The organism is Aliiroseovarius sp., from assembly GCF_965228805.1.
Taxonomy (GTDB): Bacteria; Pseudomonadota; Alphaproteobacteria; order Rhodobacterales; family Rhodobacteraceae; genus JASBTN01.
This window is the reverse complement of sequence record NZ_CBDDIE010000003.1, coordinates 2,932,512-2,948,444: the sequence shown is the minus strand read 5'-3', so window position 1 is coordinate 2,948,444 and position 15,933 is coordinate 2,932,512. Positions and strand designations below refer to the sequence as shown.

General features: G+C 65.6%; 18 protein-coding genes. 15 read left to right on the top strand and 3 right to left on the bottom strand.

The window, feature by feature from the left end:
- Positions 1-4: 4 nt before the first annotated feature.
- The gene (locus tag ACO07D_RS15495; RefSeq protein WP_421703846.1) at positions 5-679 is read left to right on the top strand and encodes an endonuclease/exonuclease/phosphatase family protein; all 675 of its coding nucleotides are present in this window, start codon (positions 5-7) and stop codon (positions 677-679) included.
- A 115-nt stretch (positions 680-794) separates the two neighbouring features.
- Here the strand turns inward: ACO07D_RS15495 and ACO07D_RS15490 are convergent, their stop codons facing one another.
- Positions 795-1,676 carry a DMT family transporter gene (locus ACO07D_RS15490; RefSeq protein ID WP_421703845.1) on the bottom strand — a complete coding sequence of 294 codons (882 nt, stop codon included), beginning with the start codon at positions 1,674-1,676 and terminating at the stop codon, positions 795-797.
- A gap of 95 nt (positions 1,677-1,771) precedes the next feature.
- On the opposite strand from ACO07D_RS15490, the gene ACO07D_RS15485 reads away from it, so the two are divergent.
- The 7 genes from ACO07D_RS15485 to ACO07D_RS15455 all read left to right on the top strand — a co-directional run bounded on the left by ACO07D_RS15485 (position 1,772) and on the right by ACO07D_RS15455 (position 8,278).
- Positions 1,772-3,025: a cation:proton antiporter gene (locus ACO07D_RS15485; RefSeq protein WP_421703844.1), complete on the top strand. Its 1,254-nt coding sequence runs from the start codon at positions 1,772-1,774 to the stop codon at positions 3,023-3,025.
- A gap of 91 nt (positions 3,026-3,116) precedes the next feature.
- Positions 3,117-3,524, top strand: a complete 408-nt coding sequence (locus ACO07D_RS15480) for a Fur family transcriptional regulator (RefSeq protein WP_421703843.1) — start codon at positions 3,117-3,119, stop codon at positions 3,522-3,524.
- 295 nt (positions 3,525-3,819) lie between these two features.
- A complete protein-coding gene (locus ACO07D_RS15475) occupies positions 3,820-4,725 on the top strand; it encodes a DMT family transporter (RefSeq protein WP_421703842.1) in 906 nt (301 codons plus the stop codon).
- 71 nt (positions 4,726-4,796) lie between these two features.
- Positions 4,797-5,687: a DMT family transporter gene (locus ACO07D_RS15470; RefSeq protein WP_421703841.1), complete on the top strand. Its 891-nt coding sequence runs from the start codon at positions 4,797-4,799 to the stop codon at positions 5,685-5,687.
- A 178-nt stretch (positions 5,688-5,865) separates the two neighbouring features.
- Complete coding sequence (gene eno / locus ACO07D_RS15465; protein WP_421703840.1) at positions 5,866-7,140, top strand: phosphopyruvate hydratase; 1,275 nt, start codon at positions 5,866-5,868, stop codon at positions 7,138-7,140.
- Between the two features lie 145 nt (positions 7,141-7,285).
- Complete coding sequence (locus ACO07D_RS15460; protein ID WP_421705046.1) at positions 7,286-7,639, top strand: MEKHLA domain-containing protein; 354 nt, start codon at positions 7,286-7,288, stop codon at positions 7,637-7,639.
- A gap of 114 nt (positions 7,640-7,753) precedes the next feature.
- Entirely contained in the window at positions 7,754-8,278 is a 525-nt protein-coding gene (locus ACO07D_RS15455; RefSeq protein ID WP_421703839.1) for a hypothetical protein, read from the top strand.
- A 2-nt stretch (positions 8,279-8,280) separates the two neighbouring features.
- On the opposite strand, the gene ACO07D_RS15450 is transcribed toward ACO07D_RS15455, so the two are convergent.
- On the bottom strand, positions 8,281-8,613 hold the full coding sequence (locus tag ACO07D_RS15450; RefSeq protein WP_421703838.1) for a GYD domain-containing protein: 333 nt from the start codon (positions 8,611-8,613) through the stop codon (positions 8,281-8,283).
- 150 nt (positions 8,614-8,763) lie between these two features.
- Here ACO07D_RS15450 and ACO07D_RS15445 point away from each other — a divergent pair, with 150 nt between their 5' ends.
- A complete protein-coding gene (locus ACO07D_RS15445) occupies positions 8,764-9,180 on the top strand; it encodes a cupin domain-containing protein (protein ID WP_421705045.1) in 417 nt (138 codons plus the stop codon).
- A gap of 138 nt (positions 9,181-9,318) precedes the next feature.
- Here ACO07D_RS15445 and ACO07D_RS15440 read toward each other — a convergent pair whose 3' ends face one another.
- Positions 9,319-10,956: a divergent polysaccharide deacetylase family protein gene (locus tag ACO07D_RS15440; RefSeq protein ID WP_421703837.1), complete on the bottom strand. Its 1,638-nt coding sequence runs from the start codon at positions 10,954-10,956 to the stop codon at positions 9,319-9,321.
- 146 nt (positions 10,957-11,102) lie between these two features.
- On the opposite strand from ACO07D_RS15440, the gene ACO07D_RS15435 reads away from it, so the two are divergent.
- The 6 genes from ACO07D_RS15435 to glp are packed head-to-tail and all read left to right on the top strand — an operon-like array spanning position 11,103 to position 15,785.
- Positions 11,103-11,684 (top strand): anthranilate synthase component II, encoded by a 582-nt coding sequence (locus tag ACO07D_RS15435; RefSeq protein WP_421703836.1) that lies wholly within the window; start codon positions 11,103-11,105, stop codon positions 11,682-11,684.
- Positions 11,681-12,697, top strand: coding sequence for an anthranilate phosphoribosyltransferase (trpD, locus tag ACO07D_RS15430; RefSeq protein WP_421703835.1), 1,017 nt, complete (start codon positions 11,681-11,683; stop codon positions 12,695-12,697). Before ACO07D_RS15435 ends, trpD begins: the two co-directional genes overlap by 4 nt.
- Positions 12,694-13,332: a uracil-DNA glycosylase gene (locus ACO07D_RS15425; protein WP_421703834.1), complete on the top strand. Its 639-nt coding sequence runs from the start codon at positions 12,694-12,696 to the stop codon at positions 13,330-13,332. Before trpD ends, ACO07D_RS15425 begins: the two co-directional genes overlap by 4 nt.
- A 4-nt stretch (positions 13,333-13,336) precedes the next feature.
- Complete coding sequence (trpC, locus tag ACO07D_RS15420; protein ID WP_421703833.1) at positions 13,337-14,140, top strand: indole-3-glycerol phosphate synthase TrpC; 804 nt, start codon at positions 13,337-13,339, stop codon at positions 14,138-14,140.
- The gene (moaC, locus tag ACO07D_RS15415; RefSeq protein ID WP_421703832.1) at positions 14,137-14,616 is read left to right on the top strand and encodes a cyclic pyranopterin monophosphate synthase MoaC; all 480 of its coding nucleotides are present in this window, start codon (positions 14,137-14,139) and stop codon (positions 14,614-14,616) included. The genes trpC and moaC overlap by 4 nt, the downstream gene beginning before the upstream one ends.
- Positions 14,613-15,785, top strand: a complete 1,173-nt coding sequence (glp, locus tag ACO07D_RS15410; protein ID WP_421703831.1) for a gephyrin-like molybdotransferase Glp — start codon at positions 14,613-14,615, stop codon at positions 15,783-15,785. Before moaC ends, glp begins: the two co-directional genes overlap by 4 nt.
- Positions 15,786-15,933: the final 148 nt, after the last annotated feature.

Below are 15,933 nucleotides of genomic sequence, written 5' to 3'. Positions count from 1 at the left end.
CAGGATGAAGCTCCTCACCTACAATATCCGCAAGGCCATCGGCCTCGACCGGCGGCGCGACCCGCACCGGGTGCTGGAGGTGATAAACCACACCGGCGCCGATGTGGTGGTGCTGCAGGAGGCTGACCGGCGCCTGGGCAATCGCCCCGCCGCCCTGCCCGCCCGTCTGATCGTGGAAGACAGCGACTATACGCCCGTGCCTCTCGCGGCAAATGGCATCAGCCTGGGCAGCCACGGCAATGCGATCCTGGTCCGGAAGGGCACCGAGGTGGCCCTGCCCAGACGCATCGAACTGCCGGGGTTCGAACCGCGCGGCGCGGTTTCCGTCGAGGTGGCGGGCCAGTTGCGCGTGATCGGCACCCACCTGGGCCTGATGCGCCGCCACCGGGTGCGCCAGCTCTCGGCGCTCGCCGAGGTGCTGGACGACCACCCGATGCCCACCGCCATGCTGGGCGATTTCAACGAATGGTCCGCAGCCCAGGGGTTCGAAGCGCTGCATGACGATTTCACCCTGCATGCACCAGGTCGCAGCTTTCACGCCGCCCGACCCATGGCGGCGCTGGACCGGGTGGCCCTGTCCTCCGGGTTGGAACTGCGCGATGCAGGCGTGGTGGAAACACCGCTCAGCCGCATCGCCTCAGACCACCTGCCGGTCTGGGTCGAGGTGGCGGCGCGGTGACGCACAAATTTTCGAAGAAAATTTGCCACCGCCGCGCCACCGAAAATTATTTGAATAATTTTGCTGCCGGTGGCCGGGGCTGCGCCCCGGCGGGCAAGACGCAAGCGCCTCGCCTCTAACGCCGGTTGATCAGCACGATCCCGACAGCGACCAACCCCAAGGCGCCCAAGACCGGCACCGTCACCTGTTCCCCCAGCCAGGCCCAGCCCATGAAGACGCCGAAGATCGGCGACAGGAAGGCAAAGCTCGCCACCGAGGACGCCTTGTAGCTCTTCAGAAGCCAGAACCAGACCAGGAAGGCGCCAGCCGCCACCAGGGCAGCCTGGAAGGCAATCCCCGCCCAGTGCATCGGCTGCAGATCACGAATGAACGGGCCGAAGAAGATGGCGGCCACCAGCATCACAGGGACCGACACCGCCAGCTGCCACCACATCTGCATTTCGGGCGTGAGCTCGCGCAGGGGCGTCACCCGCGCACAGAGCGAGACACCCATCCAACCCCAGGCCGCGCCCAGTGCCGCCAGGTCGCCCCAGATCGAGACCTCTCCTCCGGGGCCGGAGCGGTCGAGAATGGCCCAGGTTACCCCCGCGAAGGCCAGGAGCAGCCCGATGATCTTGACCGGCGTCAGCCGCTCCCCGGGCAGGGCGAAATGCGCCACCACCGCCATCCAGACTGGCATGGAATAGAAAATCACGCTGACCCGCGTCACTGTGGTCAGGTCCAGCGCCCAGTAGAGGCAGATGAATTCAGCCGAGAACACCAGCCCGGCCAGTATGCCCGCACCGATGGTGCCCGCGCGGAACTCCAACGGAACCCGGCGCAGCAGCATCCAAAGGCTCAAGACAGCCACCCCGCCCAGCGACCGCAAGGCCGCGCCAAAGACCGGCTGGAACCCCTGGTTCGTCAGCTTGATCACCACCTGGTTCACCGCCAGCAGCACGAATACCCCGATCAGAATCGCCGCGCCCTTACCGTCCATGTCCCGTTTCATCTCCATCCGGCGACAGGACCCACCCGAGGTCAGGAAGTCAAGCCATTCCCGACCACCCGGTCACATGTTATGAGGGGCCAAATCACATTGACGAGGGCCCCATGAGTTTCCTGCAAATCGCGTCGCTTCTGATTGTCCTGGCCGGGGCCTTCGGCGCCATCAACTACCTGTTTTTGAAACTGCCCAGCGCGATCGGCATCCTGGTGGTGTCGCTGGCCGCTTCGATGGTCATCCTTGGCGTGGACCTGGTGGCGCCGGGCCTGGGCATAGCCGATGTGGTCCGGCAGGAGGTCACCGCCATCGACTTCTCGGACGCACTGCTGGAAGGCATGTTGGGGCTCTTGCTGTTCGCGGGTGCGCTGCACGTCAAGATCTCGGACCTGCGCGAACAATGGCGCGTGGTGCTTCTGATGGCGACCATGGGCGTGGGCCTGTCGACACTGATCGTCGGCACCGGGTTTTCCTGGCTGACCGGCATGCCCTTCATCATCGCGCTGGTGTTTGGTGCGCTGGTCTCGCCCACCGATCCGGTCGCGGTTCTGGGCGTGCTACGGCAGGCCAACCTGCAAAAGTCGCTGGAAACCAAGATTGCCGGGGAAAGCCTGTTCAACGATGGCGTGGGCTACGTGGTCTTCCTGGTGCTGGTCGGGATCGTCTTCCCCACAGGCCACGACACCCATGGCGGTGGCGGGTTGGCCGATGCCGGGATCCTGTTCGTGCAGGAGGCCGTCGGCGGCGCCGTGCTGGGCCTGGTGCTGGGCTGGCTGGTGTTCCGCGTCATGCGGCTGATCGACGACTATTCGCTGGAGGTGCTGATCACACTGGGCCTTGCCTTCGGTGGCTATGAACTGGCCGTGGCGCTGCATGTCTCGGCCCCGATCATGGCGGTCTGCGCGGGGCTGTTGATCGGCGATGTGGGCGCGAAACATGGCATGTCGGAACAGACGCGGGAATATGTGGACGCCTTCTGGAAACTCATCGACGAGATCCTGAACGCGGTTCTGTTCCTGATGATCGGGTTCGAGGTCTTCGCCGTCGCCTTTACCATGGACGCGGTCGTCGCGGGCGTTCTGGCCATCGCCTTGGCGCTGGCCGCCCGCCTCGCGGCCGTCTCGGTGCCGGTGCTGATCCTGCGTCCGTTCCGGTCGTTCAGCCCCGGGGTGATCCCAATCATGACCTGGGGCGGGCTGAAGGGCGGGATCTCGGTCGCCTTGGCGCTGTCCCTGCCCGACAGCGAATGGAAACCGCTGATCCTGACCGCGACCTATATCATCGTCGTCTTCTCGATCATCGTGCAGGGGCTGACTGTCGCCCCCCTGGCCAAGAAACTGGGTCGGGAGCCGGAACTGGTGTGACCTTGCCGCTTGCACCCGCGCGTGCTTTCAGTCAAACGGTTCCCCCCCGGGCGCCGATGCGCTAGGACAGGTTCAGACGAACGGAGTGACCATGGCCAAGACGATCCTTCAGAAATGCGAGCTCAAGGGGCTGCGCATGACCGAGCAACGCCGCGTGATTGCAGGGGTTCTGGAGGGCACCATGGATCACCCGGATGTCGAAGAGCTCTACACGCGGGTCAGCGCGGTCGATCCCGGCATCTCGATCGCCACGGTCTACCGCACGGTGAAACTGTTCGAAGAGGCGGGGATCCTGGTCAAGAACGAGTTCGGCGACGGGCGCGCGCGCTACGAACCCGCCGGGCGCGAGCACCACGACCACCTGATCGACCTGACCACCGGCGAGGTGATCGAATTCGTCGACGAGGAAATTGAAGCGCTGCAGGTCAAGATCGCCGAGAAACTGGGCTATGAGCTGCGCGACCACCGGTTGGAGCTCTACGGCGTAAAGAAACGCTGAGCCCGGGGCACCGCGCCCACAGGAGACGCCCCGCCCGCCGCAGGCGAAAATTATGGCACATAATTTTGCTTTCGGTGGCCGCGCTGCGCGCGGCTTTCGCGGGCCCAGCACGGGCCTGCGTGTGCGATACATCAGCCCCGGACGCCCACCCGAGCGCCTGTACAGGCGCGAGACATCAAGCGTGCGCGGCACGCGCACTCTACTTGACAACGCCAGCCACGCCCCCAGCATTTTCCATCTGGTCAAATCCGCCCGCCTCCCCCATGGTCGGCGCATTCGCCCAACGGAGCCCCAGATGACCCACCCACGCTCGGACAACCTGCGCGGCATTGCCCTGATGGTGCTGGCCATGGCGTTCTTTGCACTTGGCGACATGACGATCAAATGGGCCGCCGAAGCGATGCCCCTGGGCCAGGTGCTTCTGCTTCTGGGCTCCGGCGGCGGGCTGGTCTTCGCAATCATGACCCGCCTGCAAGGTCACCGGGTGATGACCCGCGAGTTCCTGCACCGGGGCGTGATCCTGCGTAATGCCGCCGAGATTGCCGGCACCTTCTGCATCTTCACCGCGCTTGCCAAGACCGACCTGTCGCTGACCGCCGCCATCCTGCAGGCCACGCCCCTGGCGGTGACCCTGGGCGCAGCCACCCTGCTCGGCGAGCGGGTCTGCTGGCGCCGCTGGACCGCAACGCTGGTGGGCTTTGTCGGCGTCTTGATCATCATGCGGCCGGGCTTCGCCGGGTTCGACCCGAACGCGCTCTGGGCCTTTGCCGCCATGGTCGGTCTGGCCCTGCGCGACCTGGCCACACGCCTGGTGCCCCCGGGCATGCCGACCATGCGCATTTCGACATATGGCATGTCGATGCTGGCGCCCACCGGCGCGGTTCTGCTGCTCTCAGGTCAGGACTGGGTGCCGATGAGCGGCGCCAACTGGGGCCTCATGGCGCTGATGGTCACTGTGGGCGTGCTGGGCTACCACGCGATCACCGCCGCGATGCGGGTGGGCGAGGTCTCGGCCGTATCGCCCTTCCGCTATTCGCGCATGGTCTTTGCCCTGGCCCTGGCGGTCTTCGTCTTTGGCGAACGCCCTGACGCTTGGACCCTGATCGGCACCGCCATTGCCGTTGGCGCCGGGCTCTATTCCTTCCTCAGAGAGCGGCAGGCGATGAGCCGGGATGCAAACCGGACAAAGGTCGCTTCCTGACCACGGGGTCGGAAACGGACAAGCCCCGCCCTGCCCCACCGCTCACATGGAGGCAGGATCAAGGAGACCCCATGAACAATACCCGCGCCATCATCCTCATGGTCGCCGCCATGATCGGCTTCACGATGGAGGATGTCTTCATCAAGTCGATGACCGAAGGGCTGCCGGTGGCGCAGGTGCTGATCTTCATCGGCATCGGCGGCTCGCTGGCCTTTGCCGCCCTGACGCTGGCGCAGCGCGGCACGCTCGCGCCCCTGGTGCATCGCGACATGCGCGGGCAGGCGATGCTGGCGCGCAATTTTTCCGAAGGGGCCTCGACCATCTTCTTCATCTCGGCCCTGGCGCTGGTGCCCCTGTCCACCGTAGCCGCCGTGTTCCAGGCCACGCCGCTGGCGGTGACCGCAGGCGCCGCGATCTTCCTGGGCGAACAGGTCGGCTGGCGCCGCTGGAGCGCCATTTTCGTGGGCTTCGTCGGTGTCATGATGATCATCCGCCCGGGTGGCGAAAGCTTTGACATGAACGCGCTTCTGCCCGCCATTACCGTCGTCGGCATCGCCGCGCGCGACCTGATCACCCGGCAGCTGAGGCCGGACATCCCCTCGACCTCGGTCGCCTTCTACGGCTTTGCCTCGGTGCTGGTGGCCGGGCTGGTGATCCTGCCGCTGTCACCCGAGCCCATGGCCTGGCCGACCCCGCGCGGCTGGGGCCTTGTCGCTGGCGCGGTGATCTTCGGCGTCTCGGGCTACTACGCCATCGTGCTGGCCATGCGCATGGGCGACGCAGGCGCAGTCATGCCGTTTCGCTACACTCGGCTGGTCTTCTCGCTGATCCTGGGCATGATCGTCTTTGCCGAACGGCCGGATGTCTGGACCCTGGCTGGCGCCGGGTTGATCATCTCGACCGGGCTTTACACCTTCCTGCGCGAAGCACGGCTGGCGCGAAAGGCGCGTGCGGCGGCCTGAACCCACCCGATTTTCACGGATCACGAAACGTGTGCGCTAACATCGGCGGCGCCCCTTTCCATGCGCCCGCCCCCCGGCTATAGCCCTGAACCAAGAAATACCTTTCTTCGCGGCCGTTGATCGCTTATCACGGCCACGAATTCAGTTAGCGCTAACACGAACCGTGAAAGGCCCCGCCATGAGCATCATCATCGACATTCTCGCCCGCGAAATCCTGGACAGCCGCGGCAACCCGACCGTCGAGGTCGACGTGATCCTGGAAGACGGCACCCTGGGCCGCGCCGCCGTGCCCTCGGGCGCCTCAACCGGCGCACACGAAGCCGTCGAGCGCCGCGATGGCGACAAGGGCCGTTACATGGGCAAGGGCGTTCTGGAGGCCGTCGCCGCCGTGAACGGCGAGATCGCCGAGGCCCTGGTTGGTTTCGACGCCACCGAACAGGAAGCCATCGACGCGGCCATGATCGAACTGGACGGCACGCCGAACAAGGGCCGCCTGGGCGCCAACGCCATCCTGGGCGTCTCGCTGGCCGTGGCGAAAGCCGCTGCCGACGCCTCGGCCCTGCCGCTCTACCGCTATGTCGGTGGTTCGGCCGCCCGCGTGCTGCCGGTGCCGATGATGAACATCATCAACGGCGGCGAGCACGCCGACAACCCGATCGACATCCAGGAATTCATGATCATGCCGGTGTCGGCCACCAACATCCGCGACGCGATCCGCATGGGCGCCGAGGTGTTCCACACGCTGAAGAAAGAGCTGACCGCCGCGGGCCTGTCCACCGGCATCGGCGACGAGGGCGGCTTTGCCCCCAACATCGCCTCGACCCGCGAAGCGCTGGATTTCGTGCTGAAATCGGTCGAAAAAGCGGGCTACAAACCCGGCGAGGACATCTACCTGGCACTCGATTGCGCCTCGACCGAGTATTACAAGGACGGCAAATACGTGCTGTCCGGTGAGGGCAAGACCCTGACGTCGGAAGAGAACGTGGCCTACCTTGAGGCACTGGTGAACGACTACCCGATCATCTCGATCGAAGACGGCATGGCCGAGGATGACTGGGACGGCTGGGCCGCCCTGACCGCCGCCATCGGTGACAAGGTGCAGCTGGTGGGCGATGACCTCTTCGTCACCAATCCGGCCCGCCTGGCCGACGGCATCGCCAAGAAATCGGCGAACTCCATGCTGGTGAAGGTGAACCAGATCGGCTCGCTGTCGGAGACCCTGAAAGCCGTCGACATGGCCCACCGCGCGGGTTTCACCAACGTGATGTCGCACCGCTCGGGCGAGACCGAGGACGCCACCATCGCCGATCTGGCCGTCGCCACCAACTGCGGCCAGATCAAGACCGGCTCGCTGGCGCGGTCCGACCGGTTGGCCAAGTACAACCAACTGATCCGCATCGAGGAAATGCTGGGTGAGACCGCCGAATACGCCGGTCGTTCGATCCTGAAGTGATTCAGTCTTCCCAAGCACTGGCCCGACAGCTTGTCGGACCAGTGCGCCACGTCACCAAACCGGCTCAATCGGTCGTGGCGGCTTTCGGTGCTCCTGTAGCATGAAGCGTTTTCTGCCCTGCTCGTCATAGTATCCCGTGATCCAGATGTTTGCATCGTGGCCGTACTGCTGGTGCAGAAATATTTCCATCATTGGTTCTCCTTTCAGCCTGCCGATTTCGCGGCTCCATTGCCGCGACGAAACAAGCTTATTGGACTCGAACCACCTACAGCGGCAAATATTTAAACGCCTCACCGCCGAACCCGATGAACGCGCCGCACGGGCGGCAATGCTCGCCTCGATCACCGAGCGCGGTTTCATCGACGACTATTCCGGCATCCGCATCTCGACCAAGGGCAGGCGGTTTTACATCGACCAGGCGGTGATCTGGACCCTGCGGGACACGGTGGGTCACAAACTCGGCCAGGCCGCGGCATTCGCCAAGACGCGCCCGGCCTGAGCCCAACTCCGGGGGCATCTCCTCTGACAAAAAGGTCGTTAGAAGTCCGCGACGCGCCTTGAAGTTTCGCGCAATCCATTGTTCGCTACGGTTGTTTTTTCATCGAGGCCACCCATGTCCCAAATCCTCACCCAAATTGCCCACAAGATGATAACCCGCGCCGAACGCCGCCTTGGTGTTGCGCTGGACTATGTGCATCAGATCGCGGATACGGATATCGGGCTCTTGACCCGCTACAACCGGCTATTTGGCTTTCTCGACCCGGTGAAACACGTGCCGAAAGAGGCCTACCATGTGGCCCGCCTGCGCGGCGCTCTGGCCGCCGATTGCGGAACCTGTGTCGAGGCCGAGGTGAACCTGGCACGCAAGGCCAAGCTGTCCGACGCGCTGATCCGCGACACGCTGCATGGCGTGTCCCTTCCCGCGCCGCTGTGCCACATCGCCACCCTGGCCGATGCGGTCACCCGCGACCGGGTGGACGCGCCCGACGCGCGCGCGGCGATCCTGGACACCTATGGCGAGAAAGGTCTGATTGAGCTCAGCTTCGCAATGAACGGCGCGGCCCTTCTGCCCGGCATCAAACGGGCCATGGGCCACGCCACCGCCTGCGATCTCTCCTTGATGAAACGTCTGGGCTAGGCTCAGCCGCCAACCGGCCTGTACGCCCCGCGCCCGGCCTTGGCCGCCGACATGGCGCCCATGGCCTCCTGGCTGGTCATCAGCTTGGTTGTCGCGCCGCCCGCCATGGTGCCCGAAGCCCCGACCACCAGCGCGCAGGCCGCCATGACCTCGTCACTGGGCGCCTCGATCAAGGCAACCACATCCTCGTCCCCGAAACAGAAAAACAGGTGATGCAGCTTGCCGCCCATCGCCGCGATCATCTCGCCCGCGACCTTCTCGCGGTCCTGGGGTTCATCGACCAGCGCGCGCAGGGCATCGGTGTTGTAACGTCCACGGAACAGATAAAACGGCATGTCTTGACCTCCCAAATATGTTGGACAGGCCCTGCCTTGTGAAACCCGACAATTCTGCGATTGTGCCCCCTGATCCTATCACGAAACCCTGTTCCGGTCAGCCATCCGCCCGGCGACCGGCGCAACCCTGCCGAGTGCCCCATGAACGACATGACCTCCGATCAAATCATCGAGGCCCTGAACCTCACCCCGCATCCCGAGGGCGGGCATTACCGCCAGACCTGGGTGGACGAGGACAGCTCGGGCCGCCCCACTGGTACCTGCATCTATTTCCTGCTGAAGGACGGCGAGGCCAGCCACTGGCACAAGGTCGACGCGACCGAGATCTGGCTCTACCACGCGGGCGCGCCCGTGGTGCTGTCCCTGTCCAAGACCGCCCAAGGTCCCAAGAGGGATCACCTGCTGACCCCGGACCTTACGAAAGGCCAGCCGCAGCTGATCGTTCCCGAACACCATTGGCAGGCGGCGCGCAGCACCGGGGACTACACCCTGGTCAGCTGCACCGTCTCGCCGGGGTTTCAGTTTGACGGCTTTACCCTCGCGCCGCCGGGCTTCGACATTCGCTGAGCCGGGCCCGTTTCATCTTTCCAAAAATATCCCGGGGGCGTGACAAGCCTCACGGGCTTGTCACTTGGGGGCAGCGCCCCCAGATCCGAAGCAAAGCCGAGGTATCGAGCGTGCCGAAGGCACTCCTATTGGCAACACTTAGCCGTCCAGCAAAACAGCGGATACCGGCGCCATCGCGACGGATTTGGCACGATTCCCCAAACCCCATTCAATCAGCGCCTGCAGCGTCTCCGCCCGTGCGTGGCCCAGCAGGATCACACCACGTTCCTGGCGCGCCTTGAAGGCAGCATTGTCCAGGAAGCGGCGTATCACGGCGGCCGATTGCCCGTCGTTGTCCAGCTCACGGAACACCAAACCGGCAGGCACGCCGACCTTCAGCGCACTCTTGTGGCCGGTGTTCAGCCCCTGTGGTAGCGACACCAGCCCATGGCCGCCCTCGACCAACACCTGGGCGACCTGAGTCGCCGTGGGGCCTGCAGTCTGAAAATCGGCAGCCATCTGCAGCCCGACCGCCTCGGCCAGCAGCCCCGCATGGGCCTGCAAGGTCACTTCGGCGTCCACCGCCGTCGCACCTTCGGGCAGGGCGACCGAGACCAGAACCTCCGCCCCGGCCGCGCGATAGAGGGCGATCGCCTCGGCCGCATCGGCCTGTTCGGCGGCGACGACGAAGGTGACGGGGAACGGCAGCCCGGCCAGGTCCCCAAGCCCGGCGCGCGCAGCCGGGTCATCGCGCAGGACGACAGACATCATCGGCAGGCCCTCGGCCCGCTCGAATGGGGCAGAGTTGCGCTCGATTGCCAGGGGCGAGGCGACGGCAACCTCAGGTTCCGCCTCAGCCTCCGCCGCCGCGCCTACGGTCGGCAGACGGTTTGTGGTCACGTTCGGGGCCAGATCGCCAATCGGTGCCACCGGATCACTTTTCAGCCGCGTCGGTGCGGGCGGTTCGCTCTCCTCCGGTGCGGCGGGCGGCTGGGCGGGATCTTCCAGCGCGGCCGGGGCCTCGGCGGGCATGTCTGCTGCGTCCACCGCGGGCAATGCTGCCCCCGTCTCCCCCTGTGGCGCGGGAGCTTCGGACAGGGCCGGATCCAGAGCGGCCTCGGTCTGCGGCAGCGGCGTCGGGACGGGGACGACCTCCCCCGCAGCGGGCACCGATTGCGGATCAGCCGCCGTCGGCGCGGCGGGAGTTTCGTCGATGCGGGCTTCGGTCCCCGCGCCTTCGGCCAACTCCGGTTGGGTGTCAGGTTCAGGCACCAGGCCGGTCACCTCACCCGCGCCCTGATCCACCTCCGGCTGCACATCGGTCATCTCGGGCTCCACCGGAGCTTCGGGCTCAGCAGCGGGTTCAGGCACAGCCTCTTCCCCGGGCGCGCTGCCGAGGTCGGTGTCGGCCATGACCTCAGGGTCAGAGGCGGCCTCGGCATCGGCTACCGCATCCGGTTCAGGCGCCACCTCTTGCGTCGCGAGCTCCTCGGGCTCCGCCTGCCCCCCCTCTTCGGGCTCAAGCTCCACGACCGGATCCGTCTCGGGCTCAGGTTCTGGCGCGGGTTCCGACACTGGTTCTGACACGGGCTCTGGTTCCTGCACAGGCTCCGGCGCGGGTTCTTCGGGCGTCTCGTCCATTTCGGTAGCCGCCGCAAGCTCCTCCGCGTCCATTTCTGGCGCGGTTATCGGCGCTTCAGTGATCTCATCGCTCAAGGGCGATACGGGCTCCACCGGCCCGTTCACCACCGACAATGTGGCCAGCCCCAGACCGCCGACCACTGCCCCGCTTATCATGCCTGCAAAAACGCCGCGTGCCACCCGCACCTCCATCACTTCCTGCTGCAATTCCTGCCGCCTGCTCTTGACCCTCGGCGGCGGCTCTGAGCATGTATAGCCCGACTGCCCGCAGAGGTAACCCCCATAGGCGAAAGGCCGCACGCATGATCCTGCTGATCGACAATTATGACAGCTTTACCTACAACCTCGTCCATTATCTGGGCGAATTGGGGGCGGATGTTCAGGTCCACCGCAATGACGCGCTGGATGTGCAGGAGGCCATGGCGCTGAAACCCGAGGGCATTCTGCTGTCCCCCGGCCCCTGCGACCCGGACCAGGCCGGCATCTGCCTCGCCCTGACCGAGGCGGCAGCCGAGACGAAAACCCCGCTTCTGGGTGTCTGCCTGGGTCACCAGACCATCGGGCAAGCCTTTGGCGGCAAGGTCGTGCGCGCGGGCGAGATCGTGCATGGCAAGATGGGCACGATCCACCACGGGGGCGGCGGCGTGTTCAAGGGCCTGCCCAGCCCCCTTGAAGGCACCCGCTACCACTCGCTGATCGTCGAACGTGAAAGCCTGCCCGACAGCCTGGAGGTCACGTCCTGGCTCGACGATGGCACGATCATGGGGCTTTCCCACAAGACCCTGCCGATCCACGGCGTGCAATTCCACCCTGAAAGCATTCGCTCCGAACACGGTCACGCGATGCTGCAGAACTTCCTGGATACCGTGAAGGAACCGGCATGAGCGACGCGATGAAACCCCTGATCTTTGCCGCCTCCGAAGGGCCGCTGAGCCGCGCCCAGGCCGAGGCCGCCTTCGAGGAACTGTTCGAAGGCCGCGCGACACCGGCCCAGATCGCGGGCCTTCTGATGGCGATGCGCGCGCGGGGCGAGGCCGTGGCTGAATATGCCGCCGCAGCCGCCGTGATGCGCGCCAAATGCACGCGCGTGAAGGCGCCCGAGGGCGCGATGGACATCGTCGGCACCGGTGGTGACGGCATGGGCACGCTGAACATCTCGACCGCCACCGCCTTTGTCGTCGCAGGCGCGGGCGTTCCGGTCGCCAAACACGGCAACCGCAACCTGTCATCGAAATCCGGCGCGGCGGATGCGCTGGGGCAGATGGGGGTCGACGTCATGGTCGGCGCGGAGGTGGTCGAAAAGGCCCTCGGTGAAGCCGGGATCGGCTTCATGATGGCGCCCATGCACCACCCGGCAATGAAACATGTCATGCCGGTGCGCCAGGAACTGGGTTGCAAGACCATCTTCAACATCCTGGGCCCGCTGACCAACCCGGCGGGCGCCAAGCGCCAGCTGACCGGCGCCTTTGCGCCCGACCTGATCTTCCCGATGGCCGAGACGCTGCAAACGCTCGGGTCCGAGAAAGCCTGGCTGGTCCATGGCTCCGACGGCACCGACGAGGTGACGATCACCGGCACCACCGCCGTGGCCGCCCTGGACGGCGACAAGATCGAAGCGCGTGAAATCCACCCGGAGGACGCGGGCCTGCCGGTGCATCCGCTGTCGGAGATCATGGGCGGCACGCCGGAGGAAAACGGCGTCGCCTTCCGCGCCCTGCTGGATGGCGAGAAATCCGCCTACCGCGATGCGGTTCTGCTGAACGCGGCTTGCGCGCTGGTGGTGGCCGACAAGGCGAGCAACTTGCCACAAGGTGTTGAAATGGCATCGGAAAGCATCGACAGCGGCGAAGCACTGAAGCGCATCCAGATCCTCGCCAAGGTGACCTCGGGCGCATGACACCACAAGGGATCGGCGCCTGGGGCGAGCTGCCCTTCTTTGCCTTCGACTGGCCCGCTGTATCGCAGGCGCTGGCGGCGGACACACGCCAGATCCTGCCCTCCGACGCCGACCGCTTCCGCGCGCTGGAACTGACCCCGCCGGAAAACACCCGCGTGGTGATCCTGGGCCAGGACCCTTACCCAACGCCCGGGGACGCCAACGGGCTGGCCTTTTCCGTTTCCCCCGGCACCGCCCTGCCCCGGTCGCTGAAAAACATCTTTGCCGAGATCGAAACCGATCTGGGTGTCGCGCGCATGGACGGCGACCTGTCCGACTGGGCGCGCCAGGGCGTGCTGCTCTTGAACACCTCGCTCTCGGTTCCCGCAGGCGAGGCGAACGCCCACAAGAAGCTCGGCTGGGACGCGCTGGTGCAACAGGTGCTGGAGCGCGTGTCCCAACGCCCCACCGCCTTCATCCTCTGGGGCAACAACGCCCAGAAACTGGCGAAACACATCAACCCCGGCGACCATCTGATGGTGGAAACCGCCCATCCCTCCCCCCTGTCGGCGCGACGCGGTTTTTTCGGCTCGCGCCCGTTTTCAAGGGTGAACGAATGGCTTACAAACCGCGGTGAAACACCGATTGAGTGGTAAAAACATGACCCAAACCGTTCTGGACAAGATCAAGGCCTACAAGCTGGAACATGTGGCCGCCTGCAAGGCCGCCCGGCCGCTGGCGCAGGTCGAAGAGGCCGCCCGCGCGGCCTCCCCCACCCGTGGCTTTGCAAGCGCCCTGCAAGAGGCCGCCAAGACCGGCTATGGGCTGATTGCCGAGGTCAAGAAAGCCAGCCCGTCGAAGGGCCTGATCCGCCCTGACTTCAACCCGCCCGAGATCGCCCGCGCCTATCAGGCGGGCGGCGCCACCTGCCTGTCGGTGCTGACCGACGGCCCCTCCTTCCAAGGCGCGGATGAGTTCCTGGTAGCCGCGCGCGAAGCGACCAGCCTGCCCGCCCTGCGCAAGGATTTCATGTATGACACCTACCAGGTCGCCGAGGCGCGTGCCCTGGGGGCGGACTGCATCCTGATCATCATGGCCTCCGTTGAAGACGCCCAAGCGCAAGAGCTTGAGGATGCAGCATTTTCCTGGGGCATGGACGTGCTGGTCGAGGTGCATGACGAGGAAGAATTGGAGCGCGCCCGCGCCCTGAAATCCCCTCTGCTCGGCGTGAACAACCGCAACCTCAAGACCTTCGAGACCACGCTCGACACCACCCGCCGCCTGTCGAAACTGGCCGATCCCAGCCGCACCCTGGTCTGCGAAAGCGGCCTTACGGGCGCGCAGGACCTGGCCGCCATGGCCGCCCATGACGCCCGCGTCTTCCTGATCGGCGAAAGCCTGATGCGCCAGGACGATGTCGAGGCCGCCACCCGCAACCTCCTGGCAAACCCGGTGCCCGCATGACCGACTCTCCACTTACCCATTTCGACGACCAGGGCCAGGCCCATATGGTCGATGTCTCCGACAAGCCGGTGACCTCCCGCGTGGCGGTGGCCGAGGGGTTCGTCAAGATGACGCCCGAGACATTGGCGCTTGTGACCTCGGGCTCAGCCAAGAAAGGCGATGTGCTGGGCATTGCGCGCATCGCCGGGATCATGGGCTGCAAGAAAACCGCCGAGCTGATCCCGCTCTGCCATCCGCTGCCGATCACCAAGGTCGCGCTGGAACTGGAACCGGTCGAAAGCCTGCCCGGCGTGCGCATCGTCGCGACCGTCAAGACCGGCGGCCAGACTGGCGTCGAGATGGAGGCGCTGACCGCCGTCTCCACCGCCGCTTTGACCGTCTATGACATGCTGAAAGCCGCTGAAAAGGGTATGGAGATCAAGGACATCCGCCTGATGCGCAAGGAAGGCGGCAAGTCGGGGGTCTATACGCGATGATCCCCGTCACCAAAGCGCTTGAAAACGTGCTGTCGCTGGTCCGCTCGCTGGGCACCGAAACGATCCCGTTGGCCGAGGCCGCCGGGCGCACCCTGGCTGCGCCGGTGACCGCGACGCGGATGCAGCCGCCCTTTGCGGCCTCTGCCATGGATGGCTATGCGCTGAACGGCGTCGAAGCGGATCCCGAAGCCCAGTTCATGGTGATCGGGGAAAGCGCTGCGGGCGACGGGTTCACGGGCCGCGTTGGCCCCGGCCAATGCGTGCGAATCTTTACCGGCGCGCCCCTGCCCGAGGGCACCGACCGCGTGATCATCCAGGAGGATGTGGAGCGTCAGGGCAACCTGATTACCCTTGGCCGCAAGCTCGACAAGGGCCCGCATGTGCGCCCCGCCGGCGACGATTTTTCCCCCGGCGACACGCTGGACGCGCCGCGTGTGCTGACGCCGACCGACCTGGCCCTGATCGCGTCGATGAATGTGCCCGAGGTCGAGGTGACCCGCAAACCCTCGGTCGCGCTGCTGGCCACCGGGGACGAGCTGGTCATGCCCGGCGAGGTGCCCGGACCGGACCAGATCATCGCCTCCAATTCCTTCGGGTTGAAAGCCATGGTCGAGGCGGTGGGTGCCGAAGGCCGCATGTTGCCGATCGCCCGCGACAATGAAGACAGCCTGCGCGCGGCGTTTGAACTGGCGCTGGACGCGGACCTGATCGTGACCATCGGTGGAGCCTCGGTGGGTGATCGCGACCTGGTCGGTCCGGTGGCCGCCGAGATGGGCATGGAGCAGAGCTTCTACAAGGTGCGCATGCGCCCGGGCAAGCCGCTGATGGCGGGCACGCTGGGCGGTGTTCCTATGCTGGGACTGCCGGGAAATCCCGTGTCTTCAATGGTTTGCGCCCATGTCTTCCTGCAACCGATGATCCGTGCCATGCTGGGCCAGGGAAGCGCCCCCGCGCCGCGTCGCACCGCCCGGCTGACCGCGCCCATCGCCCCCAACGGCCCGCGCGAACACTACATGCGCGCAGTGGTGGACGGCACTGGCATTCGCGCCTTGGAGCGACAGGATTCTGCCCTTCTGACCGTGCTGTCACAGGCCAATGCGTTGATGATCCGCCCGGTCGAAGACCCGGCGCGCGACGTGGGCGACGAGGTGGAATACCTCACCTTCTGATTGAGCCTTGCCAGGGGCGCCCAAGCCAAGCCCGTTGACACAAAACGAGAACGCGCGTAGAACAAGCCTTGAACACCCTCTTCAAACGGGTGACCTGTAAACGGTGCGCCGGGCCGGGTGGTTCGGTGATGCAAAGAGGTTTTGACGG